The 18288-nt window shown below is 63.5% G+C and carries 16 protein-coding genes; 12 read left to right on the forward strand and 4 right to left on the reverse strand.

All coding sequences use genetic code 11. From position 1 onward, the window contains the following. Nucleotides 1–71 precede the first annotated feature (71 nt). Complete coding sequence (gene rpiA, locus OGV19_RS25150; RefSeq protein WP_264311133.1) at nt 72–746, reverse strand: ribose-5-phosphate isomerase RpiA; 675 nt, start codon at nt 744–746, stop codon at nt 72–74. A gap of 133 nt (nt 747–879) precedes the next feature. Between rpiA and ilvA the strand changes: the two genes are divergently transcribed. Continuing rightward, entirely contained in the window at nt 880–2394 is a 1515-nt protein-coding gene (ilvA, locus tag OGV19_RS25155) for a threonine ammonia-lyase, biosynthetic (RefSeq protein ID WP_264311134.1), read from the forward strand. Nucleotides 2395–2432: 38 nt separating this feature from the next. Then, on the forward strand, nt 2433–2858 hold the full coding sequence (locus tag OGV19_RS25160) for a DUF2269 family protein (protein ID WP_264311135.1): 426 nt from the start codon (nt 2433–2435) through the stop codon (nt 2856–2858). A 129-nt stretch (nt 2859–2987) separates the two neighbouring features. Here OGV19_RS25160 and OGV19_RS25165 read toward each other — a convergent pair whose 3' ends face one another. Beyond that, nucleotides 2988–3644, reverse strand: a complete 657-nt coding sequence (locus OGV19_RS25165) for a histidinol-phosphatase (RefSeq protein WP_264311136.1) — start codon at nt 3642–3644, stop codon at nt 2988–2990. A 141-nt stretch (nt 3645–3785) separates the two neighbouring features. On the opposite strand from OGV19_RS25165, the gene OGV19_RS25170 reads away from it, so the two are divergent. Further along, on the forward strand, nt 3786–4265 hold the full coding sequence (locus OGV19_RS25170; protein ID WP_003249017.1) for an RNA pyrophosphohydrolase: 480 nt from the start codon (nt 3786–3788) through the stop codon (nt 4263–4265). 22 nt (nt 4266–4287) lie between these two features. Further along, on the forward strand, nt 4288–6567 hold the full coding sequence (gene ptsP, locus OGV19_RS25175; protein WP_264311137.1) for a phosphoenolpyruvate--protein phosphotransferase: 2280 nt from the start codon (nt 4288–4290) through the stop codon (nt 6565–6567). 110 nt (nt 6568–6677) lie between these two features. Here ptsP and OGV19_RS25180 read toward each other — a convergent pair whose 3' ends face one another. Continuing rightward, nucleotides 6678–7424 (reverse strand): NRDE family protein, encoded by a 747-nt coding sequence (locus OGV19_RS25180; RefSeq protein ID WP_264311138.1) that lies wholly within the window; start codon nt 7422–7424, stop codon nt 6678–6680. Nucleotides 7425–7554: 130 nt separating this feature from the next. On the opposite strand from OGV19_RS25180, the gene OGV19_RS25185 reads away from it, so the two are divergent. From OGV19_RS25185 to OGV19_RS25195, 3 genes are read left to right on the forward strand one after another with little or no spacing between them, the layout of a single operon-like run. Further along, on the forward strand, nt 7555–8337 hold the full coding sequence (locus tag OGV19_RS25185) for a sulfite exporter TauE/SafE family protein (protein ID WP_264311139.1): 783 nt from the start codon (nt 7555–7557) through the stop codon (nt 8335–8337). A 29-nt stretch (nt 8338–8366) separates the two neighbouring features. Continuing rightward, on the forward strand, nt 8367–9176 hold the full coding sequence (lgt, locus tag OGV19_RS25190; protein ID WP_264311140.1) for a prolipoprotein diacylglyceryl transferase: 810 nt from the start codon (nt 8367–8369) through the stop codon (nt 9174–9176). 49 nt (nt 9177–9225) lie between these two features. Further along, complete coding sequence (locus OGV19_RS25195; protein ID WP_264311141.1) at nt 9226–10197, forward strand: thymidylate synthase; 972 nt, start codon at nt 9226–9228, stop codon at nt 10195–10197. A 108-nt stretch (nt 10198–10305) separates the two neighbouring features. Here the strand turns inward: OGV19_RS25195 and cadR are convergent, their stop codons facing one another. After that, the gene (cadR, locus tag OGV19_RS25200; protein ID WP_264311142.1) at nt 10306–10749 is read right to left on the reverse strand and encodes a cadmium resistance transcriptional regulator CadR; all 444 of its coding nucleotides are present in this window, start codon (nt 10747–10749) and stop codon (nt 10306–10308) included. An 83-nt stretch (nt 10750–10832) separates the two neighbouring features. Between cadR and OGV19_RS25205 the strand changes: the two genes are divergently transcribed. The 5 genes from OGV19_RS25205 (at nt 10833) to OGV19_RS25225 (ending at nt 17973) form a co-directional block, all read left to right on the forward strand. Next, nucleotides 10833–13046 (forward strand): heavy metal translocating P-type ATPase, encoded by a 2214-nt coding sequence (locus OGV19_RS25205; RefSeq protein ID WP_264311143.1) that lies wholly within the window; start codon nt 10833–10835, stop codon nt 13044–13046. 9 nt (nt 13047–13055) lie between these two features. Further along, a complete protein-coding gene (locus tag OGV19_RS25210) occupies nt 13056–13925 on the forward strand; it encodes a LysR family transcriptional regulator (protein WP_264311144.1) in 870 nt (289 codons plus the stop codon). A gap of 219 nt (nt 13926–14144) precedes the next feature. Further along, nucleotides 14145–15203 carry a putative 2-aminoethylphosphonate ABC transporter ATP-binding protein gene (locus OGV19_RS25215; protein ID WP_264311145.1) on the forward strand — a complete coding sequence of 353 codons (1059 nt, stop codon included), beginning with the start codon at nt 14145–14147 and terminating at the stop codon, nt 15201–15203. Between the two features lies 1 nt (nt 15204). Then, entirely contained in the window at nt 15205–16929 is a 1725-nt protein-coding gene (locus OGV19_RS25220) for a putative 2-aminoethylphosphonate ABC transporter permease subunit (RefSeq protein ID WP_264311146.1), read from the forward strand. 18 nt (nt 16930–16947) lie between these two features. Next, nucleotides 16948–17973, forward strand: coding sequence for a putative 2-aminoethylphosphonate ABC transporter substrate-binding protein (locus OGV19_RS25225; RefSeq protein WP_264311147.1), 1026 nt, complete (start codon nt 16948–16950; stop codon nt 17971–17973). Nucleotides 17974–18288: the final 315 nt, after the last annotated feature.

Below are 18288 nucleotides of genomic sequence, written 5' to 3' on the forward strand. Positions count from 1 at the left end.
CACCCACAAGGCGCCCACTGAATTTGAAACAGGTGGGCATCTGTGGGCGCGGGCTTGCCCCGCGAATAGCATCACTCGGCCTTGAGGGTTTTCACACCTTCCGAGGTACCGAGCAGCAGCAGGTCTGCCGGGCGTGCCGCGAACAGGCCGTTGGTCACTACGCCGACGATCGCATTGATCTGCGCTTCCAGCTCGACCGGGTTGGTGATCTGCAGGTTATACACATCCAGGATCACGTTGCCGTTGTCGGTCAGCACGCCTTCGCGGTACACCGGGTCACCCCCCAGCTTGACCAGCTGGCGCGCCACGTGGCTGCGGGCCATTGGGATCACCTCGACCGGCAGCGGGAAGGCGCCCAGCACCGGTACCAGCTTGCTGGCATCGGCGATGCAGATGAAGGTCTTGGCCACGGCCGCGACGATTTTTTCGCGGGTCAGGGCCGCGCCACCGCCCTTGATCAGGTTCAGGTGCGCGTCGCTCTCGTCGGCACCGTCCACATAGAACTCCAGCTCGCTCACGCTGTTCAGCTCGTAAACCGGGATGCCGTGACCCTTCAGACGCTGGGCGGTGGCCTCGGAGCTGGCGACCGCGCCATCAAAGACGGTCTTGTGTTGAGCCAGGGCGTCGATGAAGAAGTTGGCGGTCGAACCGGTACCGACGCCGACAACGCTCTTTTCATCCAGCTTGGGCAGAATGAAGTCGACAGCGGCCTGGGCGACGGCCTGTTTGAGTTGGTCCTGGGTCATGCGGGCTCCGAGAGGGGCGGGGAGGTTTTCAAAGGGGCTTAGTATAACGGCTTGCGCGGCTTTGCTGTGGTCGCCCGACGTAGCGCTGGGGTAGACTCGCAGCCCTTGTCCCGCGGCCAGTGATGCTTTCCCGATGCTCGAACAGTACGTCAAGAAGATCCTCACCTCGCGCGTCTACGACGTCGCCGTCGAAACGCCGTTGCAGAGCGCCGGGCAACTGAGCAAGCGCCTGGGCAACCACGTCCTGCTCAAGCGCGAAGACCTGCAGCCGGTGTTCTCGTTCAAGATTCGCGGGGCCTACAACAAGCTGGCACAGCTGAGCCCTGAAGAGCTGGCCCGTGGCGTGGTCACCGCCTCGGCCGGCAACCACGCCCAGGGCTTGGCCCTGGCGGCGCGTGAGCTGGGGATCAAGGCGACCATCGTGATGCCCAAGACCACCCCGGAGATCAAAATCGAAGGCGTGCGTTCGCGGGGCGGCAAGGTAGTGTTGCATGGCGACTCCTTCCCCGAGGCGCTGGCCTATTCGCTCAAACTGGTCGATGAGAAGGGTTACGTCTACGTCCACCCCTACGACGACCCGCACACCATCGCCGGGCAAGGCACGGTGGCCATGGAAATTCTGCGTCAGCGCCCTGGCCAGCTGGACGCGATCTTCGTGCCGGTCGGCGGCGGTGGCCTGATCGCCGGTATCGCCGCCTACGTGAAATACCTGCGCCCGGAAATCAAGGTGATCGGCGTCGAGCCGGACGACTCCAACTGCTTGCAGGCTGCCATGGCCGCAGGCGAGCGCGTGGTGCTGCCGCAGGTCGGTTTGTTTGCCGACGGCGTGGCGGTGGCGCAGATCGGCCAGCACACCTTCGATATCTGCCGCCTGCACGTGGACGAGGTGATCACTGTCAGCACTGACGAGATCTGTGCAGCTATCAAGGATATCTACGACGATACCCGCTCGATCACCGAGCCTGCTGGTGCGCTGGGTGTTGCCGGCATCAAGAAGTACGTCGAGTTGTATGGCGTCACCGGGCAAACCCTGGTTGCCATCGATTCGGGTGCCAATGTCAACTTCGACCGCCTGCGCCACGTGGCCGAGCGCGCCGAACTGGGCGAGAAGCGCGAAGCGATCATCGCTGTCACCATCCCCGAGCGCCCAGGCAGCTTCAAGGCCTTCTGCGAAGCCATCGGCAAACGCCAGATCACCGAATTCAACTACCGCAAGCACACCTCAGACGAGGCGCATATCTTCGTGGGCGTGCAGACCCACCCAGATAACGACCCGCGCGCGGCACTGGTACAGCAGTTGAGCGAGCAGGGCTTCCCGGTCACCGACCTGACCGATAACGAACTGGCCAAGCTGCACATCCGCCACATGGTGGGTGGCCACTCTGCCGGGGCCAGTGATGAGATCGTGCTGCGCTTCGAGTTCCCCGAGCGGCCGGGTGCATTGTTCAACTTCCTCAACAAACTGGGCGGGCGCTGGAATATCTCGATGTTCCACTATCGCAACCATGGCGCTGCCGACGGACGCGTGGTAGCGGGCTTGCAGGTACCGGAAGACGAACGCCACCTGGTGCCGGCGGCACTGGCCAAGATCGGCTATCCGTATTGGGACGAGACCGACAACCCGGCTTACCGGCTGTTTTTGGGTTGAGCGACTAAGCTTGGCTCATCACGCAAGGATATGAAGACATGGAACACCTGACGACGCTCAAAGCCTTGCACATCACCGCCACTGCGCTGCTGCTTCTGGGGGCGCTGGGCTTGGTGATCTGGACAGTTCGCGCCCGCCGGCTGGGCGATGCCGAGGCCTACGGCAAACTGCTGCGCCGGCCGCTGGTGTTCGTCTGGCTGGTCATGGGCGTGTGCCTGGTGAGCATGCCGGTCACCGGCTGGTGGCTGGTGCACCTGGTCGGCTGGCCGCTGGGGCAGACCTGGGTGCTGGCGTCCAGCGTCATCTATACGCTGGGTGCGTTTGCCGTGTGGTGGCTGCTGGTGCGGTTGAATCGGCTGCGCAAGGCTGAGGTGGTGGGATTGCGGTTTACTTTGGCCTTGGCGGTGTTCAGCGGGGTTTGCTTCCTGTCCATTGCCGGCCTGATGGGTGCCAAGCCAGTCTGACGGCCTTGTGCTGTCCATGCCGGCCTCTTCGCGGGGCAAGCCCGCTCCCACAGGACCACCACAAGCCTGAGGGATGTGATGATTCTGTGAGAACGGGCTTGCCCCGCGAAGAGGCCGGAATAGGAATACTCAATCCCTCAGCGAAATCACCGGCCACCCACGCTGCTCGGCTTCCGCCCGCAGGTTGGGGTCCGGGTCCACCGCCACCGCATGCGTCACCTGCTGCAGCAAGGGCAGGTCATTCATCGAATCGCTGTAGAAATAGCTGTCCTCAAGGTCATGGCCGTTTTCCAGCATCCAGCGCTGCAACCTCGTCACCTTCCCTTCACGGAAACACGGTATATCGGTACTACGCCCGGTATAGCGGCCATCGTCGGTTTCGCATTCGGTAGCCAGCAACACCCGCACGCCCAGGCGGCGGGCGATTGGCGCGGTTACGAACCGGTTGGTGGCGGTGATGATCACCAGTTTGTCGCCCGCCTCGCGGTGCTGCTGCAGCAACGCCAGGGCCTTGGGCAGGATGATCGGCTCGATGCAGTCACGCATGAAATCGCGGTGCCATTCGTCGAGCTGGGCCGCAGGCGTTGCCGCCAGAACCTCCATGGAAAAGGCCAGGTAGGCCTGCAGGTCCAGGGTGCCGTTCAGGTAATCCTGGTAGAAGGCATCGTTGCGTTGTTTGTAGGCGACCGGGTCGAGAATGCCGCGCTCGCACAGATAGTCACCCCAGGCATGGTCGCTGTCGCCACCGAGGAGGGTATTGTCCAGGTCGAATAAAGCCAGGCGCATCGCGTTCACTCGCATCAGCCACAAGGTAGGCCCGCAGAATACGGAGTTTTCACCTCGCTGCACATAAGCTTGGCGGGCGCGTTGCTGCGCTCGCAGGCTTTGTGGAACAATGCGGTGACATGCGTTTGCGAGGTTGCTGCCGTGATCGACCCGGATGGTTTTCGCCCCAATGTCGGGATCATTCTTACGAATGATGCCGGGCAGGTGCTATGGGCTCGACGGATCAACCAGGATGCCTGGCAATTTCCCCAGGGTGGCATCAACCCTGACGAGACGCCGGAAGATGCCCTGTACCGCGAGCTGAACGAAGAAGTTGGCCTTGAACGCGATGATGTGGAAATTCTTGCCTGCACCCGCGGCTGGTTGCGTTATCGTTTACCCCAGCGTCTGGTGCGTACGCACAGCCAGCCGCTGTGCATCGGCCAGAAACAGAAGTGGTTTTTGCTGCGTCTGGTAAGCAATGAACAAAGGGTGCGGATGGACCTGACGGGCAAGCCGGAATTCGACGGCTGGCGCTGGGTCAGCTATTGGTACCCGCTGGGCCAGGTTGTGACATTCAAGCGCGAGGTCTACCGACGCGCCCTGAAAGAGCTAGCACCGCGTCTACTGACGCGCGACTGACGACGGAGTTCGACCCCGAGCCATGCTCAATACGCTGCGCAAGATCGTCCAGGAAGTGAACTCCGCCAAAGATCTCAAGACGGCGTTGGGGATCATTGTCTTGCGCGTCAAGGAGGCCATGGGTAGCCAGGTCTGCTCGGTCTACCTGCTCGACCCGGAAACCAACCGCTTTGTGCTGATGGCTTCCGAAGGCCTGAACAAGCGTTCGATCGGCAAGGTCAGCATGGCCCCCAACGAGGGCCTGGTCGGCCTGGTCGGTACCCGGGAAGAGCCGCTGAACCTGGAAAACGCCGCCGATCACCCGCGTTATCGCTACTTTGCCGAAACCGGTGAAGAAAAATTTGCCTCCTTCCTGGGTGCGCCGATCATTCACCACCGTCGGGTGGTCGGGGTACTGGTCATCCAGCAGAAGGAGCGCCGCCAGTTCGACGAAGGTGAAGAAGCCTTCCTGGTCACCATGAGTGCCCAGCTCGCCGGGGTTATCGCCCACGCCGAGGCCACTGGCTCCATCCGTGGCCTTGGTCGCCAGGGCAAGGGTATCCAGGAGGCACGCTTTGTCGGTGTGCCGGGCTCGCCAGGCGCCGCCGTGGGGCGTGCGGTGGTGATGCTGCCACCGGCAGACCTCGAAGTGGTGCCGGACAAGGCCGTCGAAGACATCGACGCTGAACTCAACCTGTTCCAAAACGCCCTTGAAGGCGTGCGCGACGACATGCGCAAGCTGTCGGCCAAGCTGGCCACCCAGCTGCGTCCCGAAGAGCGCGCGTTGTTCGACGTGTACCTGATGATGCTCGAAGACGCCGCCCTGGGTGGCGAGGTGACCGAGGTCATCAAGACCGGCCAGTGGGCCCAGGGCGCTTTGCGCCAAGTGGTCGGCGAACACGTCAACCGCTTCGAACTGATGGACGATGACTACCTGCGTGAGCGTGCCTCGGACGTCAAGGACCTTGGCCGCCGGCTGCTGGCTTACCTGCAGGAGGCCCGTTCGCAATCGCTGGTGTACGCCGACAATACCATCCTGGTCAGCGAAGAACTGACACCGGCGATGCTCGGCGAGGTGCCTGAGGGCAAGCTGGTCGGCCTGGTGTCGGTACTCGGCTCGGGCAACTCCCACGTCGCCATCCTGGCCCGTGCCATGGGTATTCCGACGGTGATGGGCCTGGTCGATCTACCGTATTCCAAGGTCGATGGTATCGAGTTGATCGTCGACGGCTACAAGGGCGAGGTATTCACCAACCCCAGCGACGTGCTGCGCAAGCAGTACAGCGAAGTGGTCGAGGAGGAGCGTCAGCTGGCGCAGGGCCTGGATGCGCTACGTGAGCTGCCTTGCATCACCCCTGATGGCCACCGCATGCCGCTGTGGGTCAACACCGGCCTGCTGGCCGACGTCGCCCGTGCTCAGCAGCGCGGCGCCGAAGGGGTAGGGCTGTACCGCACCGAAGTGCCGTTCATGATCAACCAGCGCTTCCCCAGCGAGAAAGAGCAGCTAGCGATCTACCGCGAGCAGTTGGCGGCCTTCCATCCGCTGCCGGTGACCATGCGTACCCTGGATATTGGCGGGGACAAGGCGCTGTCGTACTTCCCGATCAAGGAAGAAAACCCGTTTTTGGGTTGGCGCGGCATCCGCGTCACCCTCGACCACCCGGAAATCTTCCTGGTCCAGACCCGCGCCATGCTCAAGGCCAGTGAAGGCCTGAACAACCTGCGCATCCTGCTGCCGATGATTTCTGGCATTCATGAGCTGGAAGAGGCGCTGCACCTGATCCACCGCGCCTGGGGCGAGGTACGTGACGAAGGCACCGATGTGCCGATGCCACCGGTTGGCGTGATGGTCGAGATCCCGGCAGCGGTGTACCAGACCAAGGAGCTGGCGCGGCAGGTGGACTTCCTGTCGGTCGGTTCCAACGACCTGACCCAGTACCTGCTGGCGGTCGACCGCAACAACCCACGAGTCGCTGACCTGTATGACTATCTGCACCCTGCGGTGCTGCAGGCACTGAACACCGTGGTGCGCGATGCCCATGGCGAAGGCAAGCCGGTGAGCATCTGCGGCGAAATGGCCGGTGACCCAGCGGCGGCGGTGCTGTTGATGGCCATGGGCTTCGATAGCCTGTCGATGAACGCCACCAACCTGCCCAAGGTGAAGTGGATGCTGCGCCAGATCAACATGAGCAAGGCCAAGGAGCTGCTCACCGAGGCCATGAGCCATGACAACCCGCAGGTTATCCACAGCTCGCTGCAGTTGGCGCTGAAGAACCTTGGGTTGGCGCGGATGATCGGGCCAGGGGCGAACAAGAGCCTCTGAGACCTGTACCGGCCTCTTCGCGGGGCAAGCCCGCTCCCACAGAAAGGGCGCAGCTCAGAACCCTGTGGGAGTGGGCTTGCCCCGAGGCCGGTACAGCAAACGCTGTTGTATCAGGCTTCGAGCTCAACTTCCCCCAAATGGCCACCAAACGGCCCGAAACTGCGCTCAATCAGCCGCCTTCTACCCTTATCATCCACAATCAGCACCGTGCTTGCCCGCGTCCCATAGTTCTGGCTGGCAATAAACACACTCGACAGCAGCTTCTCGGTCGCCAACCCCACTCCCGTTTCCGGCAATTCGCTCTCGGGGGCCGGATCACCATCGGCCAGCAACGCCAGCAAACGCTGTGGGCCTGCTGACTCAAGCAACCCCTCCAGCCCCCTGCGCGCCTTCACCAGCTTCGGCCACGGCGTATTCAACCCGGCATTGGACAGCCCATAGACCCCAGGCCCCAGTAAGCGCGGCGTGGCGTCTCGGGCGTGCAAAAACCCTAACTGCGCCCCATCGCCCACCAGCAGGTTGAACCCCGAATACTGGCGACTGCGGCTGGCCACCTGGTCCAGATAAGCTTCCACATCAAGCTCACCCTGCAGAAACGCCGCCACCAACTCCCCTCGGGAACGTGCGCCCAGGGCCTGCCCTGGGTCGCGGATGTTGGTCAGCGCCGCGAAGCGCCCCTGCGGCCCCACGCCCAGCCAGGTGCCGCCAGCCTCCAGGTCACGCCCGGCATACACCCCAGGCGCATCCTCCCAGGCCGCCAGGGCCTGCGTGGGCCGGGCATAGAACTCGTCGCGGTTGGCCGCCACGATCAGCGGCAGGGCATGCCCCGGCCGCCAGGCGAATACGATCAGGCACATCGGTTGGGCCTCTGTGTTTTTTGCCACTCTACCCACTGCAGCGGTACTGATCCATCCTGTCACGAAGTTCACTAGAGCCTCGGGGCCGGCTTCCGTTACCATGCCGGATTGATTTGCTCAGGGGCAACGAATGGAGTTCGTACTCTATCTGCTGTTAGGCGCATGCGCTGGCGTGCTGGCCGGGCTGTTCGGCGTGGGCGGTGGCATCATCATCGTGCCGGTGCTGGTGTTCAGCTTCACCTTGCAGGGCTTCGATCCTTCGGTATTGACCCACCTGGCGGTCGGCACTTCGCTGGCAACCATCATTTTCACCTCGATCAACGCGGTGCTCGAACACCATCGCCGGGGTGCGGTGCAGTGGCCGATCTTCGCCTGGATGACCCTGGGCATCCTGATCGGCGCCGGTATCGGCGCCAAGACCGCGTCCTTGATCCAGGGCCCGCTGCTGCAGAAGATCATCGGTGTGTTCGCCCTGATCATCGCCGCGCAAATGGCCCTGGACCTCAAGCCCAAGGCCAGCCGCGGCATCCCCGGCAAACCCGCGCTGACCGCAGCGGGCGGGGTGATCGGCTGGGCCTCGGCGATCTTCGGTATCGGTGGTGGCTCGTTGACCGTGCCATTCCTGACCTGGCGCAGCCTGCCCATGCAGCAGGCAGTGGCAACGTCCTCGGCCTGTGGCCTGCCGATTGCGGTGGCCAGTGCCCTGAGCTTTATGTGGCTGGGCTGGCACGAAGAACACCTGCCGGCCCACAGCCTGGGCTACGTGTACCTGCCCGCGCTGGTCGGCATTGCCCTGACCAGCATGTTTTTCGCCCGCTTCGGCGCGCGCCTGGCGCACAAGCTGTCGCCACGCCTGCTCAAGCGTCTGTTCGCCGCGCTGCTGTTCTGCGTCGGCCTCAGCTTTTTGATTTAGCTCGCTGATTTGAAACTAGAGGAATATCCATGCTGCCTTACCCGCAGATAGACCCCGTGGCCGTGGCCCTCGGGCCGCTGAAAATCCACTGGTACGGCCTGATGTACCTGGTCGGTATCGGCGGCGCCTGGCTGCTCGCCTCGCGTCGGCTGAACCGCTTCGACCCCACCTGGTCCCGTGAGAAGCTGTCCGACCTGGTGTTCTGGTTGTCGATGGGGGTGATCGTCGGTGGTCGCCTGGGCTACGTGCTGTTCTATGACTTGCACGCCTACCTGGCCAACCCGACGCTGATCTTCGAGGTGTGGAAGGGGGGCATGTCGTTCCATGGCGGCTTCATTGGTGTGATGTTGGCAGCGCTGTGGTTCGGCAAGCGCAACAACAAATCGTTCTTCGAGCTGATGGACTTTGTCGCACCGATGGTGCCGATTGGCCTGGGCGCTGGGCGTATCGGCAACTTCATCAATGCCGAGCTCTGGGGCAAGGCGACCGACGTGCCGTGGGCGATGGTGTTCCCGCCATTCAGCGACCCCGCCCAGCTGCCGCGCCATCCTTCGCAGCTGTATCAGTTCGCCCTGGAAGGCGTGGCACTGTTCCTGATCCTCTGGCTGTATTCGCGCAAGCCGCGGCCGACCATGGCGGTATCGGGCATGTTCGCGCTGTTCTACGGGATCTTCCGCTTCATCGTCGAATTCGTCCGGGTGCCGGATGCCCAGCTGGGCTACATTGCCTGGGGCTGGCTGACCATGGGTCAGATACTCTGCATCCCGATGATTCTGGCCGGCCTCGGATTGATCTGGTGGGCTTATAATCGCAAACCCACGGCGAAACCCGCCATCTGATTTCCAACGGCAGGGGTGATCCCCCTGCCGTTCTTGCTACAGGTAAGCCATGAAACAGTATCTGGACCTGGTCCGTGACGTCATCGAAAACGGCACCCTTCAGGAGAACCGCACCGGCATCCGCACCATCAGCCTGCCGGGCGCCATGCTGCGTTTCGACCTGCAGAAGGGCTTCCCGGCCATCACCACGCGCAAGCTGGCGTTCAAGTCGGCCATCGGCGAGATGGTCGGTTTTTTGCGTGGCGTGAAGAACGCCGGTGAATTCCGTGAGCTGGGCTGCAAGGTCTGGGACCAGAACGCCAACGAAAATGCCCAGTGGCTGGCCAACCCGTTTCGCCAGGGGCATGACGACCTGGGCGAGATCTACGGTGTTCAGTGGCGCCAATGGCCGGGCTACAAGCGTGTGCCGCTGAGCAACCCGGCGGCCATCGAGATGGCTGAAAAACAGGGCTTCCGCAAAATTGCCCAGGACGAGGAAGACGGCCAGGCCTTTGTCATCCTGTACAAGGCCATCGACCAGGTGCGCCAGTGCCTGGACACCATCGCCAACGACCCGGGCAGCCGCCGCATCCTGTTCCACGGCTGGAACTGCGCCCAGCTGGATGAAATGGCCCTGCCGCCTTGCCACCTGCTGTACCAGTTCCACCCGAATGCCGAGACCCGGGAAATTTCCCTGACCCTCTACATTCGCTCCAACGACCTGGGCTTGGGCACGCCGTTCAACCTCACCGAAGGCGCGGCCTTGTTGTCGCTGTTCGGCCGGCTGACCGGTTATACCCCGCGCTGGTTCACCTACTTCATCGGCGATGCCCATGTGTACGAAAACCACTTGGACATGCTCAACGAGCAGCTCAAGCGCGAGCCGCTGGAAGCGCCGAAGTTGGTGATCAGTGATCGCGTGCCGGCGTTTGCCGAAACCGGCAAGTATGAGCCGGAGTGGCTGGAGAAGATCGAGCCGAGTGATTTCAGCCTGGAAGGGTATGAGCATCACGCGCCAATGACGGCGCCGATGGCGGTGTGACCCTAAATCGCTGGGGCTGCTTTGCAGCCCTTTCGCGACGCAAGGCCGCTCCCACAGGTGCCGCGCAAACCCTCGAGACTGCGCCGTAACTGACTGCCCCCGGCAATCTCAATGCCCGTGGCTTCGGCCTACATGCGAATGCTCACCTTCCGGTACCGATACCGCCCCGTTCACCTCCAGTTGCTGCAAGATCGCGCATTCTGCGCCTTGCGCACTGCACCGCTGGCGCAGCTCCACCAGTTGCTCTTGCAGCGCCACCAAGCCATCGATCCTCGCCTGCACATGGGCGATATGCTCATCAATCAACGCATTGACGCTGCCGCACGAGCCTTCTGGGCTGTCGCGCAGGCGCAACAGGCTGCGGATTTCGTCCAGGGTCATGTCCAGGGTCCGGCAGTTGCGGATGAAGGTCAGCCGCTCGACGTGGGCCTGGGTGTAGAGCCGGTAATTGCCGTCGGTGCGCGCTGGCTCCGGCAACAACTGCTCACGCTCGTAATAGCGGATGGTCTCTACGGCGCAATCGGTGGCTTTTGCCAGTTCTCCAATCTTCATCGCGAAATCTCCAGCAGATGGCTTGACCCTATAGTGGCTACAGGGTGTTCACTTGGCAACAGGCTCACTTTAAGGATGACCCAATGAACCAGCCTGTCAGCCCCCACCACAAGCACGACCACCACGCCCACAGCTGCTGCGCCAGCGCTGGCGCCCCGGCGTTGGTGCAGTTGAGCGAAAAAGCCAGCGGCGACGCACAGCTTAGCCGCTTCCGCATCGAGGCCATGGACTGCCCCACCGAGCAAACGCTTATCCAGGACAAGCTGGGCAAGCTGGCGGGTATCGAGCAGTTGGAGTTCAACCTGATCAACCGTGTGCTTGGCGTGCGGCACACGCTGGGCGGTACTGCCGAGATCGAGCGGGCCATCGACAGCCTGGGCATGAAGGCCGAGCCTCTCACCGAAGGGGGCGCCGCCACCGCGACTGCACCCTCGCCAAGCAAAACCCGCTGGTGGCCGCTGGCGTTGTCCGGTGTCGCGGCTATCGCCGCAGAAATCGTGCATTTCACCGGGCTTGCACCTGAATGGCTGGTGGCCGCCCTGGCCTTGGCGGCGATCCTGGGTTGCGGCCTGGGCACTTACAAGAAGGGCTGGATCGCCCTGAAAAACCGCAACCTCAACATCAACGCGTTGATGAGCATTGCCGTGACCGGTGCTGTGCTGATCGGCCAGTGGCCGGAGGCGGCCATGGTGATGGTGCTGTTCACGGTCGCCGAGCTGATCGAGGCACGCTCCCTGGACCGGGCACGCAATGCCATCAGCGGCCTGATGCAGCTCACCCCCGACATGGCGACCGTGCGGCAAGCCGATGGCCAGTGGCGTGAGGTGGACGTGCGCGAGGTGGCTATCGGCGCTTTGGTGCGGGTACGGCCAGGCGAGCGCATCGGCTTGGATGGCGAAGTGACCAGTGGCCAATCCAGCGTCGATCAGGCGCCCATCACCGGTGAAAGCCTGCCGGTGGGAAAAGCCGTGGGCGACAAACTGTTCGCTGGCACCATCAACCAGGCGGGTGCGCTGGAGTTCCGTGTCACTGCTGGTGCCGGGCAATCGACCTTGGCGCGCATCATCAAGGCCGTCGAGGAGGCCCAGGGCGCCCGGGCGCCGACCCAGCGCTTCGTCGACCGCTTCTCGCGCATCTACACCCCCGTGGTGTTCGCCGTGGCCCTGGCGGTGGCGGTGATCCCGCCGCTGTTCCTGGCAGGCGCCTGGTTCGACTGGATTTACCGTGCGTTGGTGCTGCTGGTGGTGGCGTGCCCGTGCGCCTTGGTCATTTCTACCCCGGTGACCATCGTCAGTGGCTTGGCTGCGGCAGCGCGCAAGGGCATCTTGATCAAGGGCGGCGTTTATCTGGAAGGCGGGCGCAAGCTGGACTTCCTGGCCCTCGACAAGACCGGCACCATTACCCACGGCAAGCCGGTGCAGACCGACGCCAAGGTGCTGGACCCGCTGTTCGAAGGCCGCGCGCAAGCTTTGGCTGCCAGCCTGGGCGAGCGCTCGGACCACCCGGTGTCACATGCCATCGCCCAATTCGGCAAGGCACAAAGCCTGGCACTGAAAGAGGTCGACGACTTCGCAGCCCTGGCCGGTCGCGGTGTGCGTGGGGTGATCGAGGGTGAGCTTTACCACCTGGGTAACCACCGCCTGGTGGAGGAACTGGGCCTGTGCTCGCCGGCGCTGGAGGCGCAGCTGGATACGCTGGAGCGTCAGGGCAAGACCGTGGTGTTGCTGCTCGACCGCAGTGGCCCGCTGGCGTTGTTCGCGGTGGCCGACACGGTCAAGCAGAGCAGCCGCCAGGCGATTGCCGAGCTGCATGAGCTCGGTATCAAGACGGTCATGCTCACCGGCGACAATCCCCATACCGCCGAAGCCATCGCCGCCCAGGTCGGCATCGACCGCGCCGAAGGCAACCTGCTGCCGGCCGACAAGCTCAAGACCATCGAAGACCTGTATGCCCAAGGCCATCGGGTGGGGATGGTCGGCGACGGTATCAACGATGCGCCGGCCCTTGCCCGTGCCGAAATCGGCTTTGCCATGGCGGCGGCGGGCACCGACACTGCCATCGAGACGGCCGATGTGGCGTTGATGGACGACGACTTGCGCAAAATCCCGGCCTTCGTCAGGCTGTCGCGCCAAAGTGCGGCGATTCTCAGGCAGAACATCGTTCTGGCCCTGGGCATCAAGGCGATATTCCTGGCGATCACCTTTGCCGGCATGGCGACCATGTGGATGGCGGTGTTCGCCGACATGGGCGTGAGCCTGCTGGTGGTGTTCAACGGCTTGCGCCTGTTGCGCAAATAGAGGACGTGCATGCTGAGTTCGGAGCTCAAAGCCTTCTACATGGTGGCCCGCCTGGGCAGCATCACCCTGGCGGCGAAGAAGCTCGGGCTCAGCCAGCCCACCGTGACCACGCAGATCCGCAACCTGGAAAGCCAGTATGCGGTGGAGCTGTTCTACCGTGGCGGCCGGCGCCTGGTGTTGAGCGAGGAGGGTGTGCGCCTGCTGCCGATGGTCAAGGCATTGCTGCAGCAGGAGGCCGACATCGAGTTCGAACTGCGCAACAGTGGCCAGGCCCAGGGCAGCCTGCGCATCGCGGCCACTGCGCCTTACTACATTCTCGATCTGGTGAAGATCTTCCGTGAGCGCCTGCCCCAAGTAGACGTGGCGGTGGAGATCGGCAACTCGCAGCAGGTGCTGGAAATGCTCGAAGATTACCGGGTCGATATCGCCGCCTCGTCGCAACTGCTGGAGGATGCTCGCCTGGTGCGCCGGGTTTTGGGCACCGACCCGTTGGTGGTGGCGGTACACCGCAACCATCCCTTGGCGCATCGCCAGGTGGTGTCCATCGACGTGGTGAGCGGGCATTGCCTGTTGATGCGCGAGCCGGGCTCGACCACGCGCAAGCTGACCGAACAGATGATGCAGGAGGCCGGTGTGAAAGCCGGGACGTTGCTGGAAATCGGTAGCCGCGAATCGATCCGTGAGGCCGTGCTGCGCAACATCGGCATCAGTGTGATTGCCCGGCATGAGGTGCCGCACAACCCCGAATTACGGGTGCTGGCGTTGGAGGATGCACCGGTGATGCATGAGTACCTGTATTGCCTGAAGGAGCGGCGCCAGGCGCGTTTGCCTGCGGCGTTCCTAGGGGTTGCGCAGGAAGTGGCCGGTTCACAGTTCTAGGTCTGTGGTGGCTTCTTCGCGGGGCAAGCCCGCTCCCACAGGTATCCCGCTGCCTTCAGGCACTGTGCGGTCGCTGTGGGAGCGGGCTTGCCCGCGAAGAGGCCCGCACAGGCCACTACAAAATCTGCCTATACCACTATCGCCAGCTTTTGCCTGAACGCCACAGAACCGTCGCACAGCCTTCCTAGCATGGCCCCATCTCTTTGATGAGGCCTTGCCATGAACAACGCCACGCCTGGCGCACAGATGAAAGTGCGCAACATTCACAAGCGCTTCGGCGCCTTCACCGCGCTCAACGATGTCTCCCTGGACATCGCCGCCGGTGAGCTGGTGTGCCTGCTCGGCCCATCCGGTTGCGGCAAGACCACGCTGTTGCGCTGCATCGCCGGCCTCGAACGCCAGGACCGCGGTGAGCTGTACATCGGCGAGCGCGACATCTCCGAGTTGCCACCCCAGGCCCGCGACTACGGCATTCTGTTCCAGTCTTACGCGCTGTTCCCCAACCTTACCGTCGAAGCCAACATTGCCTATGGCCTGATGGGCAGTGGCCGTGAGCAGGCGCGGCAGCGGGTGGTTGAAATGCTCCAGCTGGTCGGCCTGTCTGGTAGCGAAAAGAAGTACCCAGGGCAGCTTTCTGGCGGCCAGCAGCAGCGTGTGGCCCTGGCCCGTGCCCTGGCGCCGGCGCCTTCGCTGCTGTTGCTCGACGAGCCGATGTCGGCACTGGACGCGCGGGTTCGCGAGCACCTGTGCACCGAACTGCGCCAACTGCAACGCCAACTGGGTATCACCACCTTGATGGTCACCCACAACCAGGACGAGGCCATGCTGATGGCCGACCGCATCGCCGTGATGAACAACGGCCAGGTCGAGCAGTACGCCACGCCGCAGGCCATCTACGACCAGCCGGCCACGCCTTTCGTTGCTGAGTTCGTTGGCCAGGGTAACTGGCTGCCGTTCCAGCGCAGCGGTGACAGCCAGGCCCAGGTCGGCGGCATGAGCATGCGCCTGTCGCCGGGGTCGGCGCGGGCCAGCAGCGGCCGCCTGTTCTGCCGCCCTGAGGCGATCACGGTCAACCCGCCAGTGCACGAAGAAAATCTGTTTCCGGCCATGGTCCGCGAGATCACCTTCCTCGGTAACCGCTGCCGCATGAGCTTTGAACTCAAAGCCCTGCCAGGCCATGCATTGCTGGCCGAACTGGCCCCCGAGGCCATGCCGCGCCTGGGCTCGCAGGACATCTGGGTGGCGCTGCCACCGCAGAGCCTGCAGGTGTTCGCCTGAGATGGCCGCGCCAATGTCTCTGCCGCTGAACCCGGCCAATGCCACGTCTCGCCAGGGGGTTGCCCTGGGGGACCGGCTGTTCGTCGTCGGCGGCAAGTGGTTGCTGTTGATGCTGCTGGTGCTGGCTGTGCTGATGCCACTGCTGGCGATTTTCTGGCGCGGCTTCAGCGCAGAGGCCGGCCAGGGTGGCGGCCTGGTGGCCGCCCGTGAGCTGTTCGCCAGCGAGAGTTTCCACTGGCTGCTCGGTAACAGCCTGTCGGTGGCGTTCACCGTCGCGGCCATCGTCATCCCACTGGCTTACCTGTTCGCCTATGCCTTGCAACGCACCCTGATCCCGGCCAAGGGCCTGTGGCGGGGTGTCTCGTTGCTGCCGTTGCTGGCGCCGTCGATGCTGCCGGCTATTGCGCTGGTCTACCTGTTCGGCAACCAGGGCCTGCTGCGCGGGCTGCTGAGCGACAACATCTATGGCTTTTGGGGCATCGTGCTGGGCGAGGCCATCTACACCTTCCCGCATGCATTGATGATTCTGCTGTCGGCCTTGTCGCTGGCCGATGCACGCCTGTTCGACGCCGCCGCCAGCATGGGCGCCGGGCCTTGGCGTGCGTTCTCCAGCATCACCTGGCCAGCCACGCGCCAGGCCGTGTTCGCCGCCTTCTGCCTGGTGTTCACCCTGACTATCACCGACTTCGGTGTCCCGGTCGTGGTCGGGGGTGATTATCAGGTGCTGGCCCTGGAGGCTTACAAGGCTGTCGTTGGCCAACAGCAATTCGGCCGTGGTGCACTGATTGGCATGGTCTTGCTGCTGCCGGCACTGCTGAGTTTCGCCGTCGATGCCTGGTTGCGCCGCCGCCAGGGCGAGGCCATGAGTGGGCGTGCGCAGGTGTTCGAGCCCAAACCCTCGCGCCGCCGTGATGCCTGCTTCCTGGCCATCGTGCTGGTGGTCTGCGCGGTGCTGCTGTTGGTGATCGGCATGGCCGTGTATTCATCGCTGGTCACGTTCTGGCCCTACAACCTGTCGCTGTCGCTCAAGCACTACATGTTCGAGGACACCGCCGGCGGTGGCTGGCTGGCCTACCGCAACAGCGTGACCATGGCGATCGGCACCGCGCTGATCGGCAGCATGATGATTTTCTGCGGTGCCTACCTGATGGAGAAGACCCAGGGTCAACGCCTGCTCAACCAGTCGCTGCGCCTGCTCAGCTTCATCCCCATGGCGGTGCCGGGCCTGGTCCTGGGCCTGGGCTACGTGTTCTTCTTCAACCTCAGCGGCAACCCGCTGCATGTGCTGTACGGCAGCATGGGCTTGCTGGTCATTTGTACCATCGCCCATTACCTGACCACCGCGCAGATGACCGCGACCACCGCCCTGCGCCAGCTCGACGGTGAGTTCGAGGCCGCCGCCTTGTCGCTCAAGGCGCCCTTGTACCGGCACTTCCTGCGGGTGACCGTGCCGATTTGCCTGCCGGCGCTTCTGGACATCATCCGCTACCTGTTCGTCTCGGCGATGACCACCGTGTCGGCGGCAATCTTCCTGTACAGCCCCGACACCATCCTCGCTGCCGTTGCCGTGCTGAACATGGACGACGCGGGCAACGTCGGCGGTGCCGCCGCCATGTCCACCCTGATTCTGCTGACCAGCGCCAGCGCCTCACTGCTGCTGGCCGCAGCCTCACGCGGCCTGTTGCGCCGCTCCCAAGCCTGGCGCCAACGCGCCGCGACTGCCTGACCTGTAAGGAACCCCACCATGTTCAAGCACCTTGCACTTGCCGCTGCCGTTTCTGCCGTGTTCAGCCTGCAGGCTTCGGCCGCCGGGACCCAGCTGACGGTCTACACCGCGCTGGAAGCCGAGCAGCTCAAGACCTACAAGCAGGCCTTCGAAAAGGCCAACCCGGACATCGAGATCAAGTGGGTACGCGACTCCACGGGCATCATCACCGCCAAGCTGCTGGCCGAGAAAGAGCGCCCGCAGGCCGATGCGGTATGGGGGTTGGCAGCGTCCAGCCTGGCCATTCTCGACCAGAACGGCATGCTTGAAGCGTATGCGCCCAAGGACCTGGGCAAGATTTCGGCGAACTACCGCGACGCGGCCAACCCACCGGCGTGGGTGGGCATGGATGTCTGGGCCGCGACCATTTGCTTCAACACCATCGAGGCCGAGAAGCAGGGCCTGAGCAAGCCGGTAAGCTGGCAGGATTTGGCCAAGCCCGAGTACAAGGGCAAGATCGTCATGCCCAACCCGGCCTCGTCCGGCACGGGTTTCCTGGATGTCAGCGCCTGGCTGCAGACCTTTGGCGAGCCTCAGGGCTGGGCCTACATGGACGCCCTGCATCAGAACATCGGCCAGTACGTTCATTCCGGCTCCAAGCCGTGCAAGCTGGCGGCGGCGGGTGAGTTCCCGATCGGCATCTCGTTCGAGTACCCCGCCGTGCAGCTCAAGCGCCAGGGGGCACCGCTGGACATCGTGCTGCCTAAAGAGGGGTTGGGTTGGGAAATCGAGGCAACGGCGGTGATCAAGGGCACGCCAAAGGCCGATGCGGCCAAGCGCCTGGCAGATTTTTCGGCCAGCCCTGCGGCGATGGAGCTGTACAAGGAGAACTTCGCGGTGCTTGCCGCGCCGGGTATCGCCAAGCCGCAGACCGAATTGCCGGCTGATTATGAGCAGCGGTTGATCAAGAACGACTTTGCCTGGGCTTCGAAGCACCGTGATGAGATTTTGGCCGAGTGGCGCAAGCGGTATGACGGCAAGTCGGAGAAGGTGGCGCAGCAGTGAAGGGGTAGGGGTTGGGGTTGGGGTTGAGAGGTGCATGCCTTGAGGGGTGTGGCGCCTGGGAGATCGAGCGCCGCCCGCGCGGCGCATCGCGACGCAAGGCCGCTCCCACATTTGTTTCGGGCCAATTACTCCTGTGACATGGGCGCGCGGCCCCTGGGTGCCCACCTTGATATCGAGTCGGACAAACAAGGCGGTCGCGCGCAAATATCACAGGCCTCACTGGCCCGAAACAAATGTGGGAGCGGCCTTGCGTCGCGATGCGCCGCGCGGGCGGCGCTCGATCTCCCAGGCGCCGAAACCCTAAAGGCATACACC

Origin of the sequence: Pseudomonas putida (assembly GCF_025905425.1) — a bacterium.
Taxonomy (GTDB): domain Bacteria; phylum Pseudomonadota; class Gammaproteobacteria; order Pseudomonadales; family Pseudomonadaceae; genus Aquipseudomonas; species Aquipseudomonas putida_AF.